The sequence below is a fragment of the Phytoactinopolyspora halotolerans genome (assembly GCF_010550675.1).
Lineage (GTDB): Bacteria > Actinomycetota > Actinomycetes > Jiangellales > Jiangellaceae > Phytoactinopolyspora > Phytoactinopolyspora halotolerans.
The window spans coordinates 1-16,028 of the sequence record NZ_JAAGOA010000005.1 but is presented as its reverse complement, the minus strand read 5'-3'; the positions used below and the strand labels follow the sequence as shown (position 1 = coordinate 16,028).

Genomic DNA, 16,028 nt, shown 5'->3' with positions numbered 1-16,028 from the left:
GGGCGCTCCTCACAGGCCGACGCCCGCGCCTACCCTGGCCGGGAAATACTCCCTCCCCGCCTCCGCGTACGGTCTCCCCTCTCTGAGAGCCTCAGCTGGTGGGCGCGAAAATCTGTTGCCGTGGCGCGGGTGGACACCTCACGCTTAGAGCATGCAGATCCGGTCCATCACCGTCGCCGACGCCGACTTCTCCGCGTGGTATGACGTCCACCGCTGCGCCACCGAGGCGGACTTCCCGAACGGGCCGCACTTCTCGGAGCGTGAACTCCGGGTCGTGCACGAGCCGCACGAGCATTCGGCTCGCAAGCTCTGGATCGCCGAGGAGAATGGCCGGGTGGTGGGGGCGGCTCAGCTGGCTCTGCCGCTGCGGGACAACCTGAAGCTGGCCGAACTGGAGATCTTCGTCCGGCCCGAGGCCAGGCGACAGGGCATCGGTACCGCTCTCCTGGACACCGTGCGGGAGTGCGCGCGCGAACACTCCCGGACCAGTCTGCTCACGTATCTGGACGCGCCGTCACAGCGCCAGGCCACCGCGGGCACCGAATTCCTCGAACACCACGGCTTCACCCAGCGCATCGTGGAGATCGCGCGGGTGCAGCGGACACCGTTCGACCTCGATGCGATCGCCAAGGCCGAGGACCACGCGAAGCAGTACGCCACTGACTACCAGATCCTGACCTGGCGAGGCCGGGTACCGGCGGAGTACGTGGAGGAGTACGCGCGCCTCGAGGCGCGGATGTCGACCGACGCCCCGCTCGGTGAACTCGAATATGAGCCGGAGGTCTGGGACGAGGCGCGGGTCCGCCGTTCGGAAGAGCGCACTGAGCGAATGGGCCGGAGTAACTGGACAGCGGTGGCGATGGCGCCGGACGGAACGATGGCCGGTGTGACCCGGATCGTGCTCGCCGACGACAGTGACGCAGCCGCCTACCAGGACACCACCTTGGTGGATCCCGCGCATCGGGGGCACCGGCTCGGGCTGTTGCTGAAGGCGGCGAACCTGCGGAACCTGTTGGCCGCGCGTCCGGGGGTCGAGGCGATCTGGACCTGGAACGCGGACTCGAACAACCACATGATCAGCATCAACGAGACACTCGGATACCGGGTTGAGGGCTGGACCCCGGGCTACCAGCGAGATCTCTGACCGCCCCGATGCGGTGGTCGGCGACCCGGCCGGATGACCCAGCTCACCGTGTCTCTCCGGCCGCGGCCCCGACCAGGTAGGTCGGGGCCGCCCCGTTGCTATCCGGCGGTGCGTCGTCGAGATCGACGACGTCGGCGAGTATCACCGTCACATTGTCCGGTGCGCCACCGTGCAGTCCCAGCCGGATCAGTTCGTCGGCGGCCGCCTCGGTCTCCGAGATCGTCGCCAGCGTCCACTCGATCACGTCGTCCGTCACGACGTCGGTGAGCCCGTCGCTGCACAGCAGGATGCGGTCGCCTGGGTCCACCTCGACCATGGCCAGATCGGGCTCGACCGGGTGCTGTCCCTGCAACACCTTGGTGACCACGGAGCGAGCCGGATGCGTGCGCGCTTCGGACGGCGTGATCTGCGCATCGTCGACCAGAGTCTGCACGAACGTGTGATCGTTGGTGATCTGCCGGAGCTCGCCGCCACTGAGCAGGTACCCCCGGGAGTCTCCGATGTGGCCGAGTGCGATGTGGCCACGCGGCAGCCGCGAACCGCCGGTGAGGACGACGGTGGCCGTGGTCCCCATCCCCTCCTGCTCCGGCTTCTCCGCCGCCATCCGGCCGATCTGCTCGTTGGCGGCACTGAGCATTGACATCATCGCGTCGAGCGGAGACGCGTCGACGATCGCCGGAGCGGACTGAGCGATCGCGTACACCGCCGCCTGGCTGGCGACCTCACCCGCAGCATGACCACCCATTCCGTCGGCCACCGCCAGCACGTACGGAGCGGCGATCCCTGCATCTTCGTTACCTTCGCGACCGAGACCCACGTCCGAACGCGCCACGTAGCGCACATGCATGAGTACACCCTAGGGCCTACGGGAGACGTGTGGTGATGGCACACCAGACTCCGCGTCCGAGCGCAGCACCCATCTGATGCCACCCAGCAGGTGCGCCTGGAACGTGGGCTCGGTGTACGCCTCGGCCGGGTGGCCGAGTGCGGTGTAGAAACAGCGGCCGTCCCCGACGTGGTGGCACCACGCGATCGGGTGTTCGGCACCCATCGTCCCGCCCGTGTACGTGGACTCGTCGACCGACAGCAGGGTGTGGGCACCCAGCCGCGGCCCGTCCCGGACGTTGTACCACTCGTCCGTCCATACCCAGGTCCGATCGAGGTGCGCGGTAGCCGGGTGGTCGTGATCGTGAACCGTCATGGTCGCCTGCTGGACCTCTGGATGCCCGTCGAAGCGGGCTCCCGCCAGCTCGCCGTAGAACGGCCAGTCGTACTCGGTCGTCGACGCGGCGTGGATCCCCACGTACCCTCCGCCACCGAGCACGTACGCCTGCAGCGCGGCCCGTTGACGGTCGTCGAAGACCTCTCCGGAGCTGGACAGGAAGACCACGCTGCCGTACCTGGCGAGATTCTCCGCGGTGAACGCGGATGCGTCCTCGGTGGCGTCGACGGCGAGACCGTCGGCGGAGGTGAGACTCTCCAGGGCGGCGACGCCCGGCTCGATCGAGTCATGACGGAAGCCGGTGGTCTTGGAGAAGACAAGCAGGCGAGTCATGTACTGATCATCTCAGGTGCCTCCGGAACCTGTCCGTAACCCCTCATGTCACCCCTCTAGATCTTGCGGAGCCGGATGCGCTCGACGGCGTGGTCCGCGCTCTTGGTCAGCACCAGCGTGGCGCGTCCCCGGGTCGGCACGATGTTCTGGTCCAGGTTGGGGCCGTTGATGTGGTCCCAGAGGTGCTCGGCGCGGGCGACCGCCGCGTCATGGTCCAGGTCGGCATAGCGGCGGAAGTACGACTCCGGCCGGCGGAACGCGGTCTCCCGCAGCCGCAGGAATCGGCGTACGTACCAGCGTCGGATGTCTTCCGGGGCGGCGTCGACATAGATGGAGAAGTCGAAGAAATCGCTGACCGCCAGGCCGGAGACCCCGTTGCCCCGCGCCCGTGCGGGCTGCAGCACATTCAGCCCTTCGATCAGGACGATGTCCGGGTGTTTCAACACCACCTGCTCGCCGGGGACGATGTCGTATGTCAGGTGTGAGTAGACCGGTGCGCCGACCTCCTCGGCTCCGGACTTCACGGAGGCCACGAAGCGCAGCAGCGCTCGCCGGTCGTAGGACTCCGGGAAGCCCTTGCGTTCCAGCAGCCCGCGTCGTTCGAGTTCCGCGTTCGGCAGCAGGAAGCCGTCCGTGGTCACCAGGGATACCCGGGGATGGTCCGGCCAGCGCGCCAGCAACAGCCGGAGCAGCCTGGCGATCGTCGACTTGCCGACGGCGACGGACCCCGCGATACCGATCACGAACGGCGTGCGTTCGACGAACGAGCCGAGGAACGTCGTGGTGGCCGCGTGCAGCCGGGCCGTGGCGGTGACACGGAGGTTGAGCAGGCGTGACAGCGGCAGGTAGATATCTCGGACCTCGTCCAGGTCCACCTCGTCGCCGAGCCCGCGCAACTCCTCCAACTCGTCCGCGGTGAGCGGGAGCGGGGTCTGGTCGCGAAGCCGGGCCCACTCGGACCGGTTCATGTCGACGAAGGGCGACAGCGGCCCGCCTGCGTTCTCAGCCATAGCGTGCCCATTCTGCCCCGGATGCGGCAGGCACGATGCCTCAGGTGTCTCCGGTGGGGAGGAAGGGCTACGCTGGCCCGCGTGTGCGGCATCGTGGGATACGTGGGCAGCCGTTCGGCGACCGAGGTGGTGGTCGAAGGGCTGCGGAGGCTGGAGTACCGGGGATATGACTCGGCGGGCATCGCCGTGGTCGCGGACGGCGCGCTCGCGTCGACCAAGCGTGCAGGCAAGCTCGCCAACCTGGAGAAGGCACTGCACGAGTCGCCACTGCCGGCGGCGTCGACCGGCCTGGGACACACCCGGTGGGCCACCCACGGCGCACCCAACGATCGCAACGCCCACCCGCATCTCGACGAGTCCGGCCGGGTCGCGGTCATCCACAACGGCATCATCGAGAACTTCGCCCGCCTGCGGAGCGAGCTGGAGAGCGCGGGTGTGAGCTTCGCCTCGGACACGGACACCGAGGTGGTGGCGCATCTGCTGGCGGCGGAGGTGGCCGCCGGAGCGAACCTGGCCGACGCCATGCGTGCGGTCTGCCTGCGCCTGGAGGGCGCCTTCACGCTGCTGGCCGTTCACGCCGAGGTGCCGGACCGGGTGGTCGCGGCGCGACGTAACTCACCGCTGGTGGTCGGGCTCGGCGACGGGGAGAACTTCCTGGCCTCCGACGTCTCGGCGTTCATCGCGCACACCCGCGAGGCGCTGGAGGTCGGCGACGGGCAGGTGGTCGAGATCACGCCGGATGGCGTCACTCTCACCGACGTACGCGGGGCGCCCGTCGCGGAGCGTCGTTTCCACGTCGACTGGGATGCCTCAGCGGCGGCCAAGGACGGCTACGACTACTTCATGCTCAAGGAGATCGCCGAGCAGCCGAAGGCGGTCGCCGACACGCTGCTCGGTCGGATCGGCGCGGACGGCGAACTGTCGCTGGACCAGATGCGCCTCTCCGACGAGGAGCTCCGCGAGATCGACAAGGTGGTGGTCGTCGCCTGCGGCACCGCCTATCACGCCGGGCTGGTGGCCAAGTACGCCATCGAACATTGGACCCGCGTGCCCTGTGAGGTGGAGCTGGCCAGCGAGTTCCGGTACCGCGACCCGGTGGTGGGGCGACAGACACTGGTCATCGCGATCAGCCAGTCCGGGGAGACGATGGACACCCTCATGGCGCTGCGTTACGCGCGTGAGCAGGGTGCCCGCGTGCTCGCCGTCTGCAACACGAACGGCGCCACGATCCCGCGCGAATCGGACGCCGTGCTGTACACGCACGCCGGCCCCGAGGTGGCGGTGGCCTCGACCAAGGCGTTCCTCACCCAGCTCATCGCCTGCTACCTGGTGGGCCTGTACCTGGGCCAGGTGCGCGGAACCAAGTGGGGTGACGAGATCGGGTCCGTCGTCCGGGACCTCTCCGACCTGCCGTCGAAGGTGGATCAGGTGCTGGAGACGATGGAACCGGTGCGCTCGCTGGCCCGCGAGCTGGCCGGCGCGACGTCGGTGCTCTTCCTCGGCCGCCACGTCGGCTTCCCGGTGGCGCTGGAGGGCGCGCTCAAACTCAAGGAGCTCGCCTACATGCACGCGGAGGGGTTCGCGGCCGGGGAGTTGAAGCACGGCCCGATCGCGCTGATCGAGAGCGGGATGCCGGTGATCGTCGTCGTTCCGTCGCCGCGCGGCCGGTCAGTGCTGCACGACAAGATCGTCAGCAACATTCAGGAGATCCGTGCCCGGGGCGCCCGTACGATCGTCATCGCCGAGGAGGGCGACGAGGCGGTCGCGCCGTACGCGGATCATCTCGTCCGCGTCCCGGAGTGCCCCACCCTGCTGCAGCCGGTTGTCGCCACGGTTCCGCTGCAGGTGTTCGCCTGCGAGATGGCGAGCGCCCGGGGCTTCGACGTTGACCAGCCCAGGAACCTGGCCAAGAGCGTCACCGTCGAATAGCGGCCCATCGTCGACCTCATATGCGGTAGCGGTGCGTAGCCTCGCCCCGCTCGTTCTGATCGCAGCACTTCACGAGGCGGTTGTGAGCGCGGTGACGGCGACGACGAACGCCGCGCCGGTAAGGCCCACCATCGCGAAGGCATGCCGACGCAGGGAGATCCGATGCCGGGGACGCTCCTCGGCCAGCGCGAACACCCGGCGCGGCCACAGCCACCAGGAGACGCGAGCGAAGACGACTGCGGCTGCCACCAGCAAGCCACCTTCGACGGCATAAAGGATTGCCTGTGGTGCCCTGGGCGTATCAGCGATCGGTATCACGGCGAGGGACACGAACAGTCCGGTGATCAGCGCGACGACGGGCCGACGGTTTCCCGAGCCGACAACTGTCAGGAACTCTTCCAGCCGGTCGTCATCAGCAGCGAAGAACCGGTGTGCCCGTGGCTGGACGATGACCAGGCTGTACAGCATCGAGCCGAGCCAAGCGGCGAGCAGCCCCAGGTGGACGACCCACACGACCGCCCACAGCATGCGGCGCTACCTGCTCACTCGTCGGTGCTCCTCCAGCGGTAGCCCTCCTCCCAGGGGTACTTGGTCTGCCGCCCACGGTCGGCCAGCTTCTGATACCAGGCGCGTCCCTTCTCGTCTCCGATGATGGCCGCCTCGTCCGCGAAGGCCTGGTACTCCGCTATGGTCCGCTCGTGGTCGCGGCGGATCAGGTCTCGTAGCTCCTGAACGGCGATGTCCATGTCAACCTCCCAATCGCTCGTTGAGCATGCCGATCTCTCGGCTGTCTTTCTCGATCTGGTCAATATAGAAGTGGATACCGTCAAAGTAGTGCTCGACGAGCTCCCTGGCGCGGTCTACTTGTTGGACCAGGTGGATCCGCCTGAAGTGATCTTCGTCGTTCTGGTCCATCGACGCCTCCTCGCTGAGGTAGAAGGACCGTTGGTGCGCGACGAGAGCTTAACATCGAGACTTGCATGCAGCAACTTAATATTGAATCTGAATACATACGTTTGCTTACGCATGCTGCCGTGAAAGGGGTGAATCGAAGAAGGTCCGCAGGGCGAGGATCGCGGCGCCGACTACGGGTGCGGCCTGGACCGTCGTCGCCTGGATCCGGACGCTGTCCCGGACCACCGGAAACAGGCGCTGTCGCAGCTCGGTGATGAACGGTGTCAGGAAGGCATCGCCCGCGGTGGGCAGCTCCCTGCCGACCAGGATCAGCTGCGGGTCCACGGTGTAGGCGATGCTGCTGACGGCGGCGGCGACGTACCGGGCGACGTCGGCGAGGATATCGGCGGTCAGCGGGTCTCCGGAGCGTGCCGCCGCGATCACCGCCTCGATGGTCAGCGGCTGCGGCTGGTCGCGTAGGCTCGACGCTCGCCCGCCGTCGAGTTCGGTGCGTACCCGTTCCAGCACGGCGGAGACCGATGCGTAGGCGTGCAGACACCCCACGTTGCCGCACTCGCACGTCGGTCCGTTGATGTCGACGGCGACATGACCGATCTCCCCGGCGAGGTCGTGGTCGCCGCGGTAGAGCTCGCCGGAGAGGACAAGTCCGGCGCCGATGCCGACGCTCAGATTGACCAGGAGGAAGTCGTCGACGCCGCGTCCGGCGCCGAACCACAGTTCAGCAAGTGCGGCGGTGTTGGCGTTGTTGTCCACATGGGTGGGCAGCCGCCATCGTCGTTCCAGTTCAGGCCCGAGCTCGGAGTGCCGCCACTCGGCCGCGTGGTCCATCGGTAGGTGGCGTCCGGTACGGGCGCTGACCGGAGCGGGCATGCCGACACCGATGCCGACCAGACGTTCTCGCTCGTCCGCAGGCATCGAATTCATCAGGCGTTCGACGACATCCTCGGTCACCTGAGCGTCGGCCGCGTCCGTCGTCGTCACCGGGATCGGAACGACGACGCGTTCACTCACCCGGCCTGTCAGGTCCACCACGGCGCCGGTGACCGCGCTTCGAGCGACGTCGAGTCCGAGTGCGTACCGGGCGGACGGGACCACCTCGAGGTCGGCGGCTCGCCGTCCGGCGCCGGTGGCCGACCTGAGGCCCGTGTCCCGAGCCAGTCCGTTGTCGATCAGCTCGTCGACGATCCGGGAGACCGTCCCGGGATTGAGACCGGTGTGCTCGGCGATCTCCATCCGGGCGATGGGGCCGAGGGCATGGATGGCACGGAACACCGCGCCCCGGTTGCCCTGCTTCACGCCCTGATGGTTGGTGCCGGCGTAGACCCGTCGGGACATCGCGTCACCACTGGCTTCGCGGCCGGCCATTGACTCTGTCTGGCATGCCCCCATAAATTACGTGACGAGATTGATTGCAAGCAACAAGCAATTAACTCCGTCCAGCCGGCTCGGCCGAGGCGGCTCACAACGGCGATACGGCCCGGAGGACTCACGTGGCGCGGACACGACCCAACATCCTGTTCGTCATGACGGACGACCATGCGTCGCATGCGATCAGCGCGTACGGCAGCCGGATCAACACCACCCCGCACCTGGACCGGCTCGCCGACGAGGGCATGCGGTTCGACAACTGCTTCTGCACCAACGCCATCTGCACGCCGAGCCGCGCGACGATCCTCACCGGGATGCACAGTCACGCCTGCGGAGTGACGACGCTGGACACCCACTTCGACAATCGGCTACCCACCTTCGCCGGGCTGTTGCGAGAGAGCGGGTACCAGACTGCCCTGTTCGGCAAATGGCACCTGGGTGAGGGAACGGCACACGAGCCGCGGGGTTTCGACGAGTGGGAGGTGGTGCCCGGACAGGGCGACTACCACGATCCCGAGTTCATCACCCCGAACGGGCGACACGTGCGACAGGGGTACGCCACGGACATCATCACGGACCTGTCCCTGGACTGGCTGCAGCGCCGGGACGTGGACAGGCCCTTCTGTCTGTTGGTGCACCACAAGGCGCCGCACCGGCCCTGGGAGCCGGATGAGAAGCATGCGCACATGTACGACGACGTGGACATCCCGGAGCCGGAGACGCTGCGCGACGACTACAGCGACCGGTCCGAGGCGGCGGCAGTGGCGGCGATGCGCGTCGCCGAGCACCTGACCCCCACCGACCTGAAGGAGCCGGTGCCGGACGGTCTCTCACCGGATGAGGAACTGTCCTGGAAGTACCAGCGCTACATCAAGGACTATCTGCGGTGCGTGGCATCGGTGGACGACAACGTGGGCCGGTTGCTGGACTATCTGGACGAGCAGGGACTGGCCGAGGACACGCTGGTGGTGTACTGCTCGGATCAGGGGTTCTTCCTGGGTGATCACGGCTGGTACGACAAGCGGTTCATGTATGAGGAGTCACTGCGGATGCCGCTGCTGGTCCGGTATCCGCGGGAGGTCACCGCAGGTTCGGTGAACACTGATATCGTGCTCAACCTGGACTTCGCACAGACGTTCTGCGACGTGGCCGGGGTGGCGGAGCTACCGATCATGCAGGGGCGCAGCATGATGCCGCTGTTGCGTGGGGAAGGCGCTGCCGACTGGCGGACGTCGATGTATTACCGGTACTGGATGCACGGCGACAGCATCCACCACGCCCGGGCCCACTATGGAGTGCGCACCGAGAAGTACAAGCTGATCTGCTACTACGGCGACGGCCGGGACCAACCGGGCAGCTCGGATCGGCGGTTCGAGCCGGAGTGGGAGCTGTTCGACCTGGAGCGTGACCCGATGGAGTTGACCAGCGTCTACGACGACCCGGATTACGCCGCGGTGCGCAAGGAGCTGGAGATCGAGCTGGAGCGCGTGCAGCGCGAAGCCGGCGACCTCCCCTGAGGATCTCCGCGCCGTCACCGGCAGGCGAGGCCGACGGACGTCATGGCATCGAGAATCGCGAGGGTGGCGCGGCGAGACCGTAGGCTGAAAGGGTGATCATTGGCGTAGGGATCGACGTCGTCGACATCGGCCGATTCGCAGAGAGCCTGGAACGCACGCCTGCGCTGGCGGAACGGGTCTTCACCCCGGGGGAGCGCAAGCGCTCGGTCCCGTCCCAGGCCGCGCGGTTCGCCGCCAAGGAAGCGCTGGCCAAGGCGCTGGGTGCCCCCGTCGGCCTGCAGTGGCACGACGCTGAGGTGGTGAGTGACCATGCCGGCCGCCCGTGGTTCAGCGTCACCGGAAGCGTCGAACGGCGCTGTGCCGAGCTTGGTGTGCAGAATGTGCACCTGTCGCTGTCGCACGATGCCGGCGTCGCGTCCGCCATGGTCGTTCTCGAGGGACAGGGGCAGGGGCAGGGGCAGGGGCAGGGGCAGAGGCAGGGGCAGGTTTCGTGATCGGCGTGTGGGGAGGACGGCACAGATGATCTTCGCGCATGCGGTCGCCGACGTGCGTGCCGCCGAGGCGGCACTGATGGCACAGCTGCCCGAGGGGGCGCTGATGCAGCGCGCCGCGTCCGGATTGGCGGCGGTGTGTGCCCGGGTGCTCCGCGGCGAATTCGGCGATGGGCTGCGATCCGGCGGTCACCGACGGCGTCGTGGAGGGCCGTACGGTGCGCGCGTGGTGCTTCTGGTCGGCGGCGGCGACAACGGGGGAGACGCGTTGTGGGCCGGGGCCCGGCTGGCCCGGCGCGGAGCTCGGGTCGACGCGGTGATACTCCGGCACGACCGTGTCCACGGTACGGGGCTGGCTGCCCTGAAGGACGCCGGCGGCACCGTGGTCTCCGGCGACGACGGGCCGATGACGACGGCCACCGCGGCCGCCATCCGGCGCGCGGACCTCATCATCGACGGGATCCTCGGTATCGGCGGGCGGGGAGGCCTGCGCCCGGACGCGGCGGAACTGGCCGAATTCGCCGCTTCCGCGTCGGCGCACGTCGTAGCCGTGGACCTGCCCAGCGGCATCGACGTGGACACGGGAGAGATCTCCGGGGCGCACGTGCGTGCCGACACCACGGTGACGTTCGGAACGCACAAGGTGGGCCTGTTCGTCGACCCGGCGGCGGCAGTGGCAGGCGACATCGAGCTGGTGGACATCGGTCTTGGCCCGTATCTGCCCGCACCCGCGCTACAGGTGCTCGAGTTCGCCGACGTCGCACGGATGTTCCCGGAACCGGACCGGAACGCGGACAAGTACCGCCGGGGTGTCCTCGGCCTGCTCGCCGGATCTGCCCAGTATCGCGGTGCGGCCGTGCTGGCGGCCGGCGGAGCGGTGCACGGCGGCTCGGGGATGCTGCGGTTCGCCGGCCCGGATGCGGTCGCCGCCGACGTGCTGCGACGCTGGCCGGAGACGGTGGTCAGCGCGGAGGCCGCCGAGGCCGGACGAGTCCAGGCCTGGGCCGTCGGTTCCGGGCTCGGCGAGGGCCGGGAGCACGAGGTCGCGGCGGTGCTGTCCGCCGGCGTCCCGGTGCTGGTGGACGCGGACGGTCTGCGGAAGCTGCCGCCACAGCTCGCATCGCCGGCGCTGCTCACACCCCATGCGGGTGAGCTGGCCCGGATGCTGGATGCGCAGCGGTCAGATGTCGAGGCTCGGCGGCTGCATTACGTCCGGCAGGCGGCGCGCCGCTGGAACGCCACCGTCTTACTCAAGGGATCGACGACGCTGGTGGCGGAGCCGGATGGTCCCGTTCGGGTGAACCCGACCGGTAGTCCGGCACTCGCCACCGCCGGCTCCGGTGACGTGCTCGCAGGCCTGGGCGGATCACTGCTGGCGGCCGGGCTGACGACGTTCGATGCGGGCAGCGTCGCGGCGTTCGTCCATGGCATGGCCGGGCACGTGGCGGCCGAACTGTCCGGGTATCCGAGCGCGAGCGACATCCTGGAGGCCCTCCCCGGCGTGCTCGCGGAGCTGAGGCGTCCAGCGAACCGGTGAACAGCAGCGCCGCGGACCCTGCGCATGGTGCGCCGGCACCGGCGGAGTCTGAGAGAATCAGCGCCGTGGACGAACACAGAGGCGGCGCGGAACCGCACGCCGCCGTCCGTGTGGACCTGAGAGCCATCCGGGACAACGTCGCTGAGCTGCGCGCTCGTGCGGGCGCCGCGGAGGTCATGGCCGTCGTGAAGGGCGACGCCTATGGCCACGGGCTGGTGCCGGCCGCACGGGCAGCACGGGCCGGCGGGGCTAGCTGGCTTGGCACGGCAGTGCTCGGCGAGGCGCTTGCGCTGCGCGCGGCCGGCTTCGGTGGTCGCCTGATGGCGTGGCTCTCGGCGCCGGGTGAACAGTGGATCGATGCGATCGCCGCCGACATCGACGTCTCCGCGTCGGCGATCTGGACGGTGGAGGAGATCGCCGACGCGGCGCGTGAGACCGGCCGGATGGCGCGGTTGCACCTCAAGGTGGACACCGGCCTTGGCCGGTCCGGCGCACCGGAGGCGGACTGGCCGGGGCTGGTCGACGCCGCCCTCAAGGCGCAGGCGGAAGGGCTGGTGAACGTCGTCGGCTTGTGGTCGCACTTCGCCATCGCCGACGCGCCGCGGCACCCGACCAACACGGCCCAGGTCGCGGCGTTCTCGCAAGCCGTCGAGATCGCCCAAGCCCGGGGTGTCCGGCCGGAGGTGCGACACCTGGCGAATTCGGCGGCGACCCTGATGCTGCCGGACACCCATTTCGATCTCGTCCGTGCCGGGCTCGCGGTTTACGGTCTGTCCCCGGTTCCGGATGTCGCGGCCCCGGCCGACGTCGGACTGCGCCCAGCGATGTCGGTGCGCGCCAGACTGGCGCTGGTCAAACGCGTGCCTGCGGGGCATGGCGTCTCCTATGGGCACTTCTACGTCACCGACCGGGAGACTTCGCTGGGCCTGATCCCGCTCGGATACGCCGACGGCGTGCCGCGCCACGGTTCCGGCGGCGACGGCGGTCCGGGTGCGCCGGTGCTCGCGGGCGGCCGCGTCCGGCGGATCGCGGGCCGGGTCTGCATGGACCAGTTCGTCGTCGATCTTGGTGACGACGACGTCCACGCCGGAGACGAGGTTGTGCTGTTCGGCGACGCTGCGGCGGGTGAGCCGACAGCCCAGGACTGGGCAGAGGCGTGCCGGACGATCTCGTACGAGATCGTCACGCGATTCGCGCCGCGGATACCGCGCACGTATGTGGGCTGGGAGGATCTCCGGTGATGGACGAGGTGGCTGCGCGATGAGCAGAGTGATGGCCGCCGGCAAGGTCGCCGGCGCCGTTGGTGCGTGGCTCGGTGTCGCCGCGGCCGGGGCTGCGGTCGGGTTCGCGACGGAACGCTACGTCATGGGCCGGTCGCTACGTGGCGATGACCCATACGCCGACGAGCCGTTCGGTTCGCTGCGAGGTAAGCCGCAGATCGTCGTCGCCGACGACGGAGCGCCGCTGTACGTCGAGGTCGACGAGCCGGACAGCCCAGCCGACGTCACCATCGTGTTCAGCCACGGTTATGCCCTGACCCAGGACTCGTGGCACTTCCAGCGGCGTGACCTGCGCGGCCGGGCTCGGCTCGTCTTCTGGGATCAGCGTCGGCACGGCCGATCCGGGGGTTCGCCCGGCGAGGACGGGTTCGCGAGCCTGCCCGCCACGGAACACGGCGCGGAGGACACGGGACTGTCCGAGGACGCGGACGGGGGCGACGAGGGACGGCAAGAGGTCGTTCGGGAACGGCTCGCCGCCGACCTGGGCGCCGTACTTGATGCGGTAGCGCCGCACGGCCCGGTGGTGTTGGCCGGGCATTCGATGGGCGGGATGACCGTGCTGGCGCTGGCGCTGGAGCGGCCGGAACTGTTCGGGGACCGGGTCCGCGGCGTAGCCCTGATCACGACCAGCGCGGAAGGACTGAACCGGACCACGCTGGGGTTGCCGATGCCGCTCGGGCGGCTGGCGACGCGTAGCGCGCCGGGTTTGGTGGCGGCGCTGGCGCGGCGTCCGGAGCTGTTCGAGCGTGGCCGCCGGGCCGGCAGCGATCTGGGTTACGTCGTGACCCGGCGCTATTCCTTCGCCGGTGGTGCGTCCCCGGCGTTGGTGGAGTTCACCGCGGCGATGAACGCGTCCACGCCGGTGGATGTGCTCGCCGAGTTCCTGCCGGTGGTCTGGGGTATCGATGCGCATCAGGCGCTGGAGGTGATGGCGCCCGTGCCGGGGCTGGTCATCGCGGCTGAGAACGATCACCTGGTACCGGTTCAGCACGGCCGAGACATCGCCGCTGCGCTGCCGCTGGCCGAGTACGTGGAAGCCACCGACTCCGGTCACATGGTGCTGCTCGAACGGCACGAACTGGTCACCGAGCAGCTTGCGGCACTGATCGAGCAGGTGCGGCGCGGCACACCACGGAAACGCCGTTCATTGACCAGGGTGACGAGCATCGGGAGGCGCGGACGGTGACGGGAGGTCGGTGGCGAGCCATGGACGGAGACGCACAGGGGGCGGTGATGCCGGTGATCGAGCTGGAGGTGCCGGACGCGGAGGCGATGCAGGCACTGGGTGAGCGACTGGCGACCGTACTGCGCCCCGGCGACCTGGTCCTGCTCGGCGGTGACCTGGGCGCGGGCAAGACCACACTCACGCAGGGCATCGGCGCGGGTATGGGGGTCCGTGGCCCGATCGCGTCGCCGACGTTCATCATCGCCCGGGTCCACCCGTCCTTGGTGGAGGGCGCACCGCTGGTGCATGTCGACGCGTACCGGCTTGGTGACTGGGACGAGCTGGAGGATCTGGACCTGGAAGCGACATTGGACGAGGCGGTGACGGTAGTCGAGTGGGGCGAGGGATTCGCTGAAGGGCTTGCCGGTGATCGGCTGGAGATCCATATCGACCGGTCGACGTCCGCCTCGGATGAGGCCGCCGACGTGCGCCGGGTCCGGATCGCTCGCGTAGGGACACGGTGGGATGACGCGGATCTGAACGCGGTGCTGTCGCCCTGAAGCCGACGCCGGGCGATCTCGGTGCCTCGGCGATCGAGCTGCGAGGCTGTCGGCTCGGACTGGTAAGAACTGCGTATCGGGTCCGGCTCGCCGAACGAGGGTGATTCATCATGACGACTGTCGAAGAACTGCTCGCCGGCGGGGAGGAAGTCGTCGACGCTGATCTCCATGAGCGAGATCTGTCCGCCGTGCTGGCAGAGGAGAAGGACCGCCCGCGGGTGTTCCGGCGGTGCGATTTCTCCGGTTCCGATCTCTCAGGCGCCTGGTTGGTGGGGGCGACTCTCGACAGTTGCCGGTTCGACGGCGCGAGGCTGACGCGCGCGGACCTGGAGAAGTCGGTGTTCAACGGTGGCTCCGCAGCAAAGGCTCAGTTCAAGAAGGCGGACTTCACCGACGCGAAGCTCACCGGTGTGGACCTGGCGAACACACTGTGGCCGGGAGCCATGGTGGCAGGCACGGAGTTCTCCGGATGCCGGATGGTCGGCGTGCACATGGAGGACGCGCGCGGGCTGGGGTGCAGGTTCTCCCGGTGCAACCTGATGCTGGCCGATCTAGGCTCGATGAGCTTGCGTGGCCAGACGCTGGAAGGGCTTCGCTTGGACGATGCGAGCCTGGCGGGAGCCGATCTGCGTGAGACGGTGTGGATCGACTCTCGGCTGCGCGGTGTGGAACTGCGTGCGGCTGAACTGGATGGCGCCGATCTCCGCGGTGCCGACCTCGGTGACTTCTCGATGCAGGATGCTCATCACCTGGCTGGTGCGGTGATCTCGGCTGAGCAGGCCTCCATGCTTCTCGGTCAGCTGGGGATCGTGGTCGATCAGTAGACCGCTATCGGTTCCTGTGCCAGTGGCGGCGGCCGCTGTCGCCGGCGCGAAATCAGGAGTGGTGGCCTTCTAGTCGAGCCGCCCAACGAGGTGCTTTGCCGCTGAACTCATCGTCACGGCCAAGGCATATGCGCTCGGTTCGGTACGTATTGCGACGACAGCCTATATGTGGCGCGGTTTGATTTCTTTATTATGCCGTTAGCGTACGAATACGTGTGGATGTAGGCGGTAAGATCGCCTACACTGAGACACATGTTCGACTCCAGCCACCACAACAGCCCCGAGGGCCCCGGCGAGGCTACCGGAGCCGGGTCCGCCTCGCGCACGTCCGGCAACGCCGGCGCAGCCAACCGGACAGGTGGCTCTGCCGGCCCCGACCACCGCGACGGTGACCACCGCGACCGTGGCCACAGCCCCGGCCAGGGCACGGACATGCCCGGCCAGGGCGGCGATCACGGCGGCGCCCAGGATGCGGGCCTGGGCGGCCAGGGCGACCGCGGCGACGCCCGGGATGAGCACGGCGCCGATCACGGCGGTTCCGGCCAGGGCGTCGAGCGCAGCGGCGGTAGTGGTGGTGGGCATCTGGTGTTCGAGGTGCTCGACATGTTGGATGCCGGGTTCGCCCAGGGCCGTGAGGTGGATGCGGCGGGGTTGAACGACGATGATCTGGCGGTGGCGATCCGGCGGGTGCATGCGGTGGCGGCTCGGCAGGCGGAGTTGTTCACCCGGCTGG

At 68.6% G+C, this 16,028-nt stretch carries 16 protein-coding genes and 1 pseudogene; 10 read left to right on the top strand and 7 right to left on the bottom strand.

Going from position 1 to position 16,028, the window contains the following annotated elements; all coding sequences use genetic code 11:
• Positions 1–151: 151 nt before the first annotated feature.
• Positions 152–1,144 carry a GNAT family N-acetyltransferase gene (locus tag G1H10_RS08270; RefSeq protein ID WP_163735472.1) on the top strand — a complete coding sequence of 331 codons (993 nt, stop codon included), beginning with the start codon at positions 152–154 and terminating at the stop codon, positions 1,142–1,144.
• Between the two features lie 43 nt (positions 1,145–1,187).
• Here G1H10_RS08270 and G1H10_RS08265 read toward each other — a convergent pair whose 3' ends face one another.
• The 3 genes from G1H10_RS08265 to coaA are packed head-to-tail and all read right to left on the bottom strand — an operon-like array spanning position 1,188 to position 3,709.
• Entirely contained in the window at positions 1,188–1,991 is an 804-nt protein-coding gene (locus G1H10_RS08265; RefSeq protein WP_163735468.1) for a PP2C family protein-serine/threonine phosphatase, read from the bottom strand.
• Between the two features lie 9 nt (positions 1,992–2,000).
• A complete protein-coding gene (locus tag G1H10_RS08260) occupies positions 2,001–2,699 on the bottom strand; it encodes a ThuA domain-containing protein (RefSeq protein WP_163735465.1) in 699 nt (232 codons plus the stop codon).
• A 56-nt stretch (positions 2,700–2,755) separates the two neighbouring features.
• Positions 2,756–3,709 (bottom strand): type I pantothenate kinase, encoded by a 954-nt coding sequence (coaA, locus tag G1H10_RS08255; RefSeq protein WP_163735462.1) that lies wholly within the window; start codon positions 3,707–3,709, stop codon positions 2,756–2,758.
• An 81-nt stretch (positions 3,710–3,790) separates the two neighbouring features.
• Here coaA and glmS point away from each other — a divergent pair, with 81 nt between their 5' ends.
• Entirely contained in the window at positions 3,791–5,638 is a 1,848-nt protein-coding gene (gene glmS / locus G1H10_RS08250) for a glutamine--fructose-6-phosphate transaminase (isomerizing) (protein ID WP_163735459.1), read from the top strand.
• Positions 5,639–5,707: 69 nt separating this feature from the next.
• Here glmS and G1H10_RS08245 read toward each other — a convergent pair whose 3' ends face one another.
• The 4 genes from G1H10_RS08245 to G1H10_RS08230 all read right to left on the bottom strand — a co-directional run bounded on the left by G1H10_RS08245 (position 5,708) and on the right by G1H10_RS08230 (position 7,888).
• Complete coding sequence (locus G1H10_RS08245; protein WP_163735457.1) at positions 5,708–6,166, bottom strand: hypothetical protein; 459 nt, start codon at positions 6,164–6,166, stop codon at positions 5,708–5,710.
• Between the two features lie 14 nt (positions 6,167–6,180).
• Positions 6,181–6,384, bottom strand: a complete 204-nt coding sequence (locus G1H10_RS08240; protein ID WP_163735455.1) for a hypothetical protein — start codon at positions 6,382–6,384, stop codon at positions 6,181–6,183.
• A 1-nt stretch (position 6,385) separates the two neighbouring features.
• Positions 6,386–6,553 (bottom strand): hypothetical protein, encoded by a 168-nt coding sequence (locus G1H10_RS08235; RefSeq protein WP_163735453.1) that lies wholly within the window; start codon positions 6,551–6,553, stop codon positions 6,386–6,388.
• A 105-nt stretch (positions 6,554–6,658) separates the two neighbouring features.
• Positions 6,659–7,888: an ROK family transcriptional regulator gene (locus G1H10_RS08230; RefSeq protein ID WP_163735450.1), complete on the bottom strand. Its 1,230-nt coding sequence runs from the start codon at positions 7,886–7,888 to the stop codon at positions 6,659–6,661.
• A 155-nt stretch (positions 7,889–8,043) separates the two neighbouring features.
• On the opposite strand from G1H10_RS08230, the gene G1H10_RS08225 reads away from it, so the two are divergent.
• The 8 genes and pseudogenes from G1H10_RS08225 to G1H10_RS08190 form a co-directional block, all read left to right on the top strand.
• A complete protein-coding gene (locus tag G1H10_RS08225) occupies positions 8,044–9,438 on the top strand; it encodes a sulfatase family protein (RefSeq protein WP_163735448.1) in 1,395 nt (464 codons plus the stop codon).
• A 92-nt stretch (positions 9,439–9,530) separates the two neighbouring features.
• Positions 9,531–9,932, top strand: coding sequence for a holo-ACP synthase (locus G1H10_RS08220; RefSeq protein WP_163735445.1), 402 nt, complete (start codon positions 9,531–9,533; stop codon positions 9,930–9,932).
• 25 nt (positions 9,933–9,957) lie between these two features.
• Positions 9,958–11,466: an NAD(P)H-hydrate dehydratase gene (locus tag G1H10_RS08215; protein WP_163735442.1), complete on the top strand. Its 1,509-nt coding sequence runs from the start codon at positions 9,958–9,960 to the stop codon at positions 11,464–11,466.
• Between the two features lie 65 nt (positions 11,467–11,531).
• Positions 11,532–12,707: an alanine racemase gene (gene alr, locus G1H10_RS08210; protein ID WP_163735439.1), complete on the top strand. Its 1,176-nt coding sequence runs from the start codon at positions 11,532–11,534 to the stop codon at positions 12,705–12,707.
• Positions 12,708–12,726: 19 nt separating this feature from the next.
• The gene (locus G1H10_RS08205; RefSeq protein ID WP_216853033.1) at positions 12,727–13,932 is read left to right on the top strand and encodes an alpha/beta fold hydrolase; all 1,206 of its coding nucleotides are present in this window, start codon (positions 12,727–12,729) and stop codon (positions 13,930–13,932) included.
• Between the two features lie 20 nt (positions 13,933–13,952).
• A complete protein-coding gene (gene tsaE, locus G1H10_RS08200; protein WP_246219321.1) occupies positions 13,953–14,471 on the top strand; it encodes a tRNA (adenosine(37)-N6)-threonylcarbamoyltransferase complex ATPase subunit type 1 TsaE in 519 nt (172 codons plus the stop codon).
• Positions 14,472–14,581: 110 nt separating this feature from the next.
• The gene (locus G1H10_RS08195; protein ID WP_163735436.1) at positions 14,582–15,295 is read left to right on the top strand and encodes a pentapeptide repeat-containing protein; all 714 of its coding nucleotides are present in this window, start codon (positions 14,582–14,584) and stop codon (positions 15,293–15,295) included.
• A gap of 252 nt (positions 15,296–15,547) precedes the next feature.
• Positions 15,548–16,028, top strand: a pseudogene (locus G1H10_RS08190) (hypothetical protein); the annotation flags it as partial.

Bases quoted from the DNA above. Each gene is read 5' to 3' on its own strand.
- tsaE (WP_246219321.1), top strand. From the start codon at position 13,953: ATGGACGGAGACGCACAGGGGGCGGTGATGCCGGTGATCGAGCTGGAG.
- G1H10_RS08270 (WP_163735472.1), top strand. From the start codon at position 152: ATGCAGATCCGGTCCATCACCGTCGCCGACGCCGACTTCTCCGCGTGG.
- G1H10_RS08240 (WP_163735455.1), bottom strand. From the start codon at position 6,384: ATGGACATCGCCGTTCAGGAGCTACGAGACCTGATCCGCCGCGACCAC.
- G1H10_RS08230 (WP_163735450.1), bottom strand. From the start codon at position 7,888: ATGTCCCGACGGGTCTACGCCGGCACCAACCATCAGGGCGTGAAGCAG.
- G1H10_RS08245 (WP_163735457.1), bottom strand. From the start codon at position 6,166: ATGCTGTGGGCGGTCGTGTGGGTCGTCCACCTGGGGCTGCTCGCCGCT.
- G1H10_RS08205 (WP_216853033.1), top strand. From the start codon at position 12,727: ATGAGCAGAGTGATGGCCGCCGGCAAGGTCGCCGGCGCCGTTGGTGCG.
- G1H10_RS08215 (WP_163735442.1), top strand. From the start codon at position 9,958: ATGATCTTCGCGCATGCGGTCGCCGACGTGCGTGCCGCCGAGGCGGCA.
- coaA (WP_163735462.1), bottom strand. From the start codon at position 3,709: ATGGCTGAGAACGCAGGCGGGCCGCTGTCGCCCTTCGTCGACATGAAC.
- G1H10_RS08235 (WP_163735453.1), bottom strand. From the start codon at position 6,553: ATGGACCAGAACGACGAAGATCACTTCAGGCGGATCCACCTGGTCCAA.
- G1H10_RS08260 (WP_163735465.1), bottom strand. From the start codon at position 2,699: ATGACTCGCCTGCTTGTCTTCTCCAAGACCACCGGCTTCCGTCATGAC.
- G1H10_RS08195 (WP_163735436.1), top strand. From the start codon at position 14,582: ATGACGACTGTCGAAGAACTGCTCGCCGGCGGGGAGGAAGTCGTCGAC.
- G1H10_RS08265 (WP_163735468.1), bottom strand. From the start codon at position 1,991: ATGCATGTGCGCTACGTGGCGCGTTCGGACGTGGGTCTCGGTCGCGAA.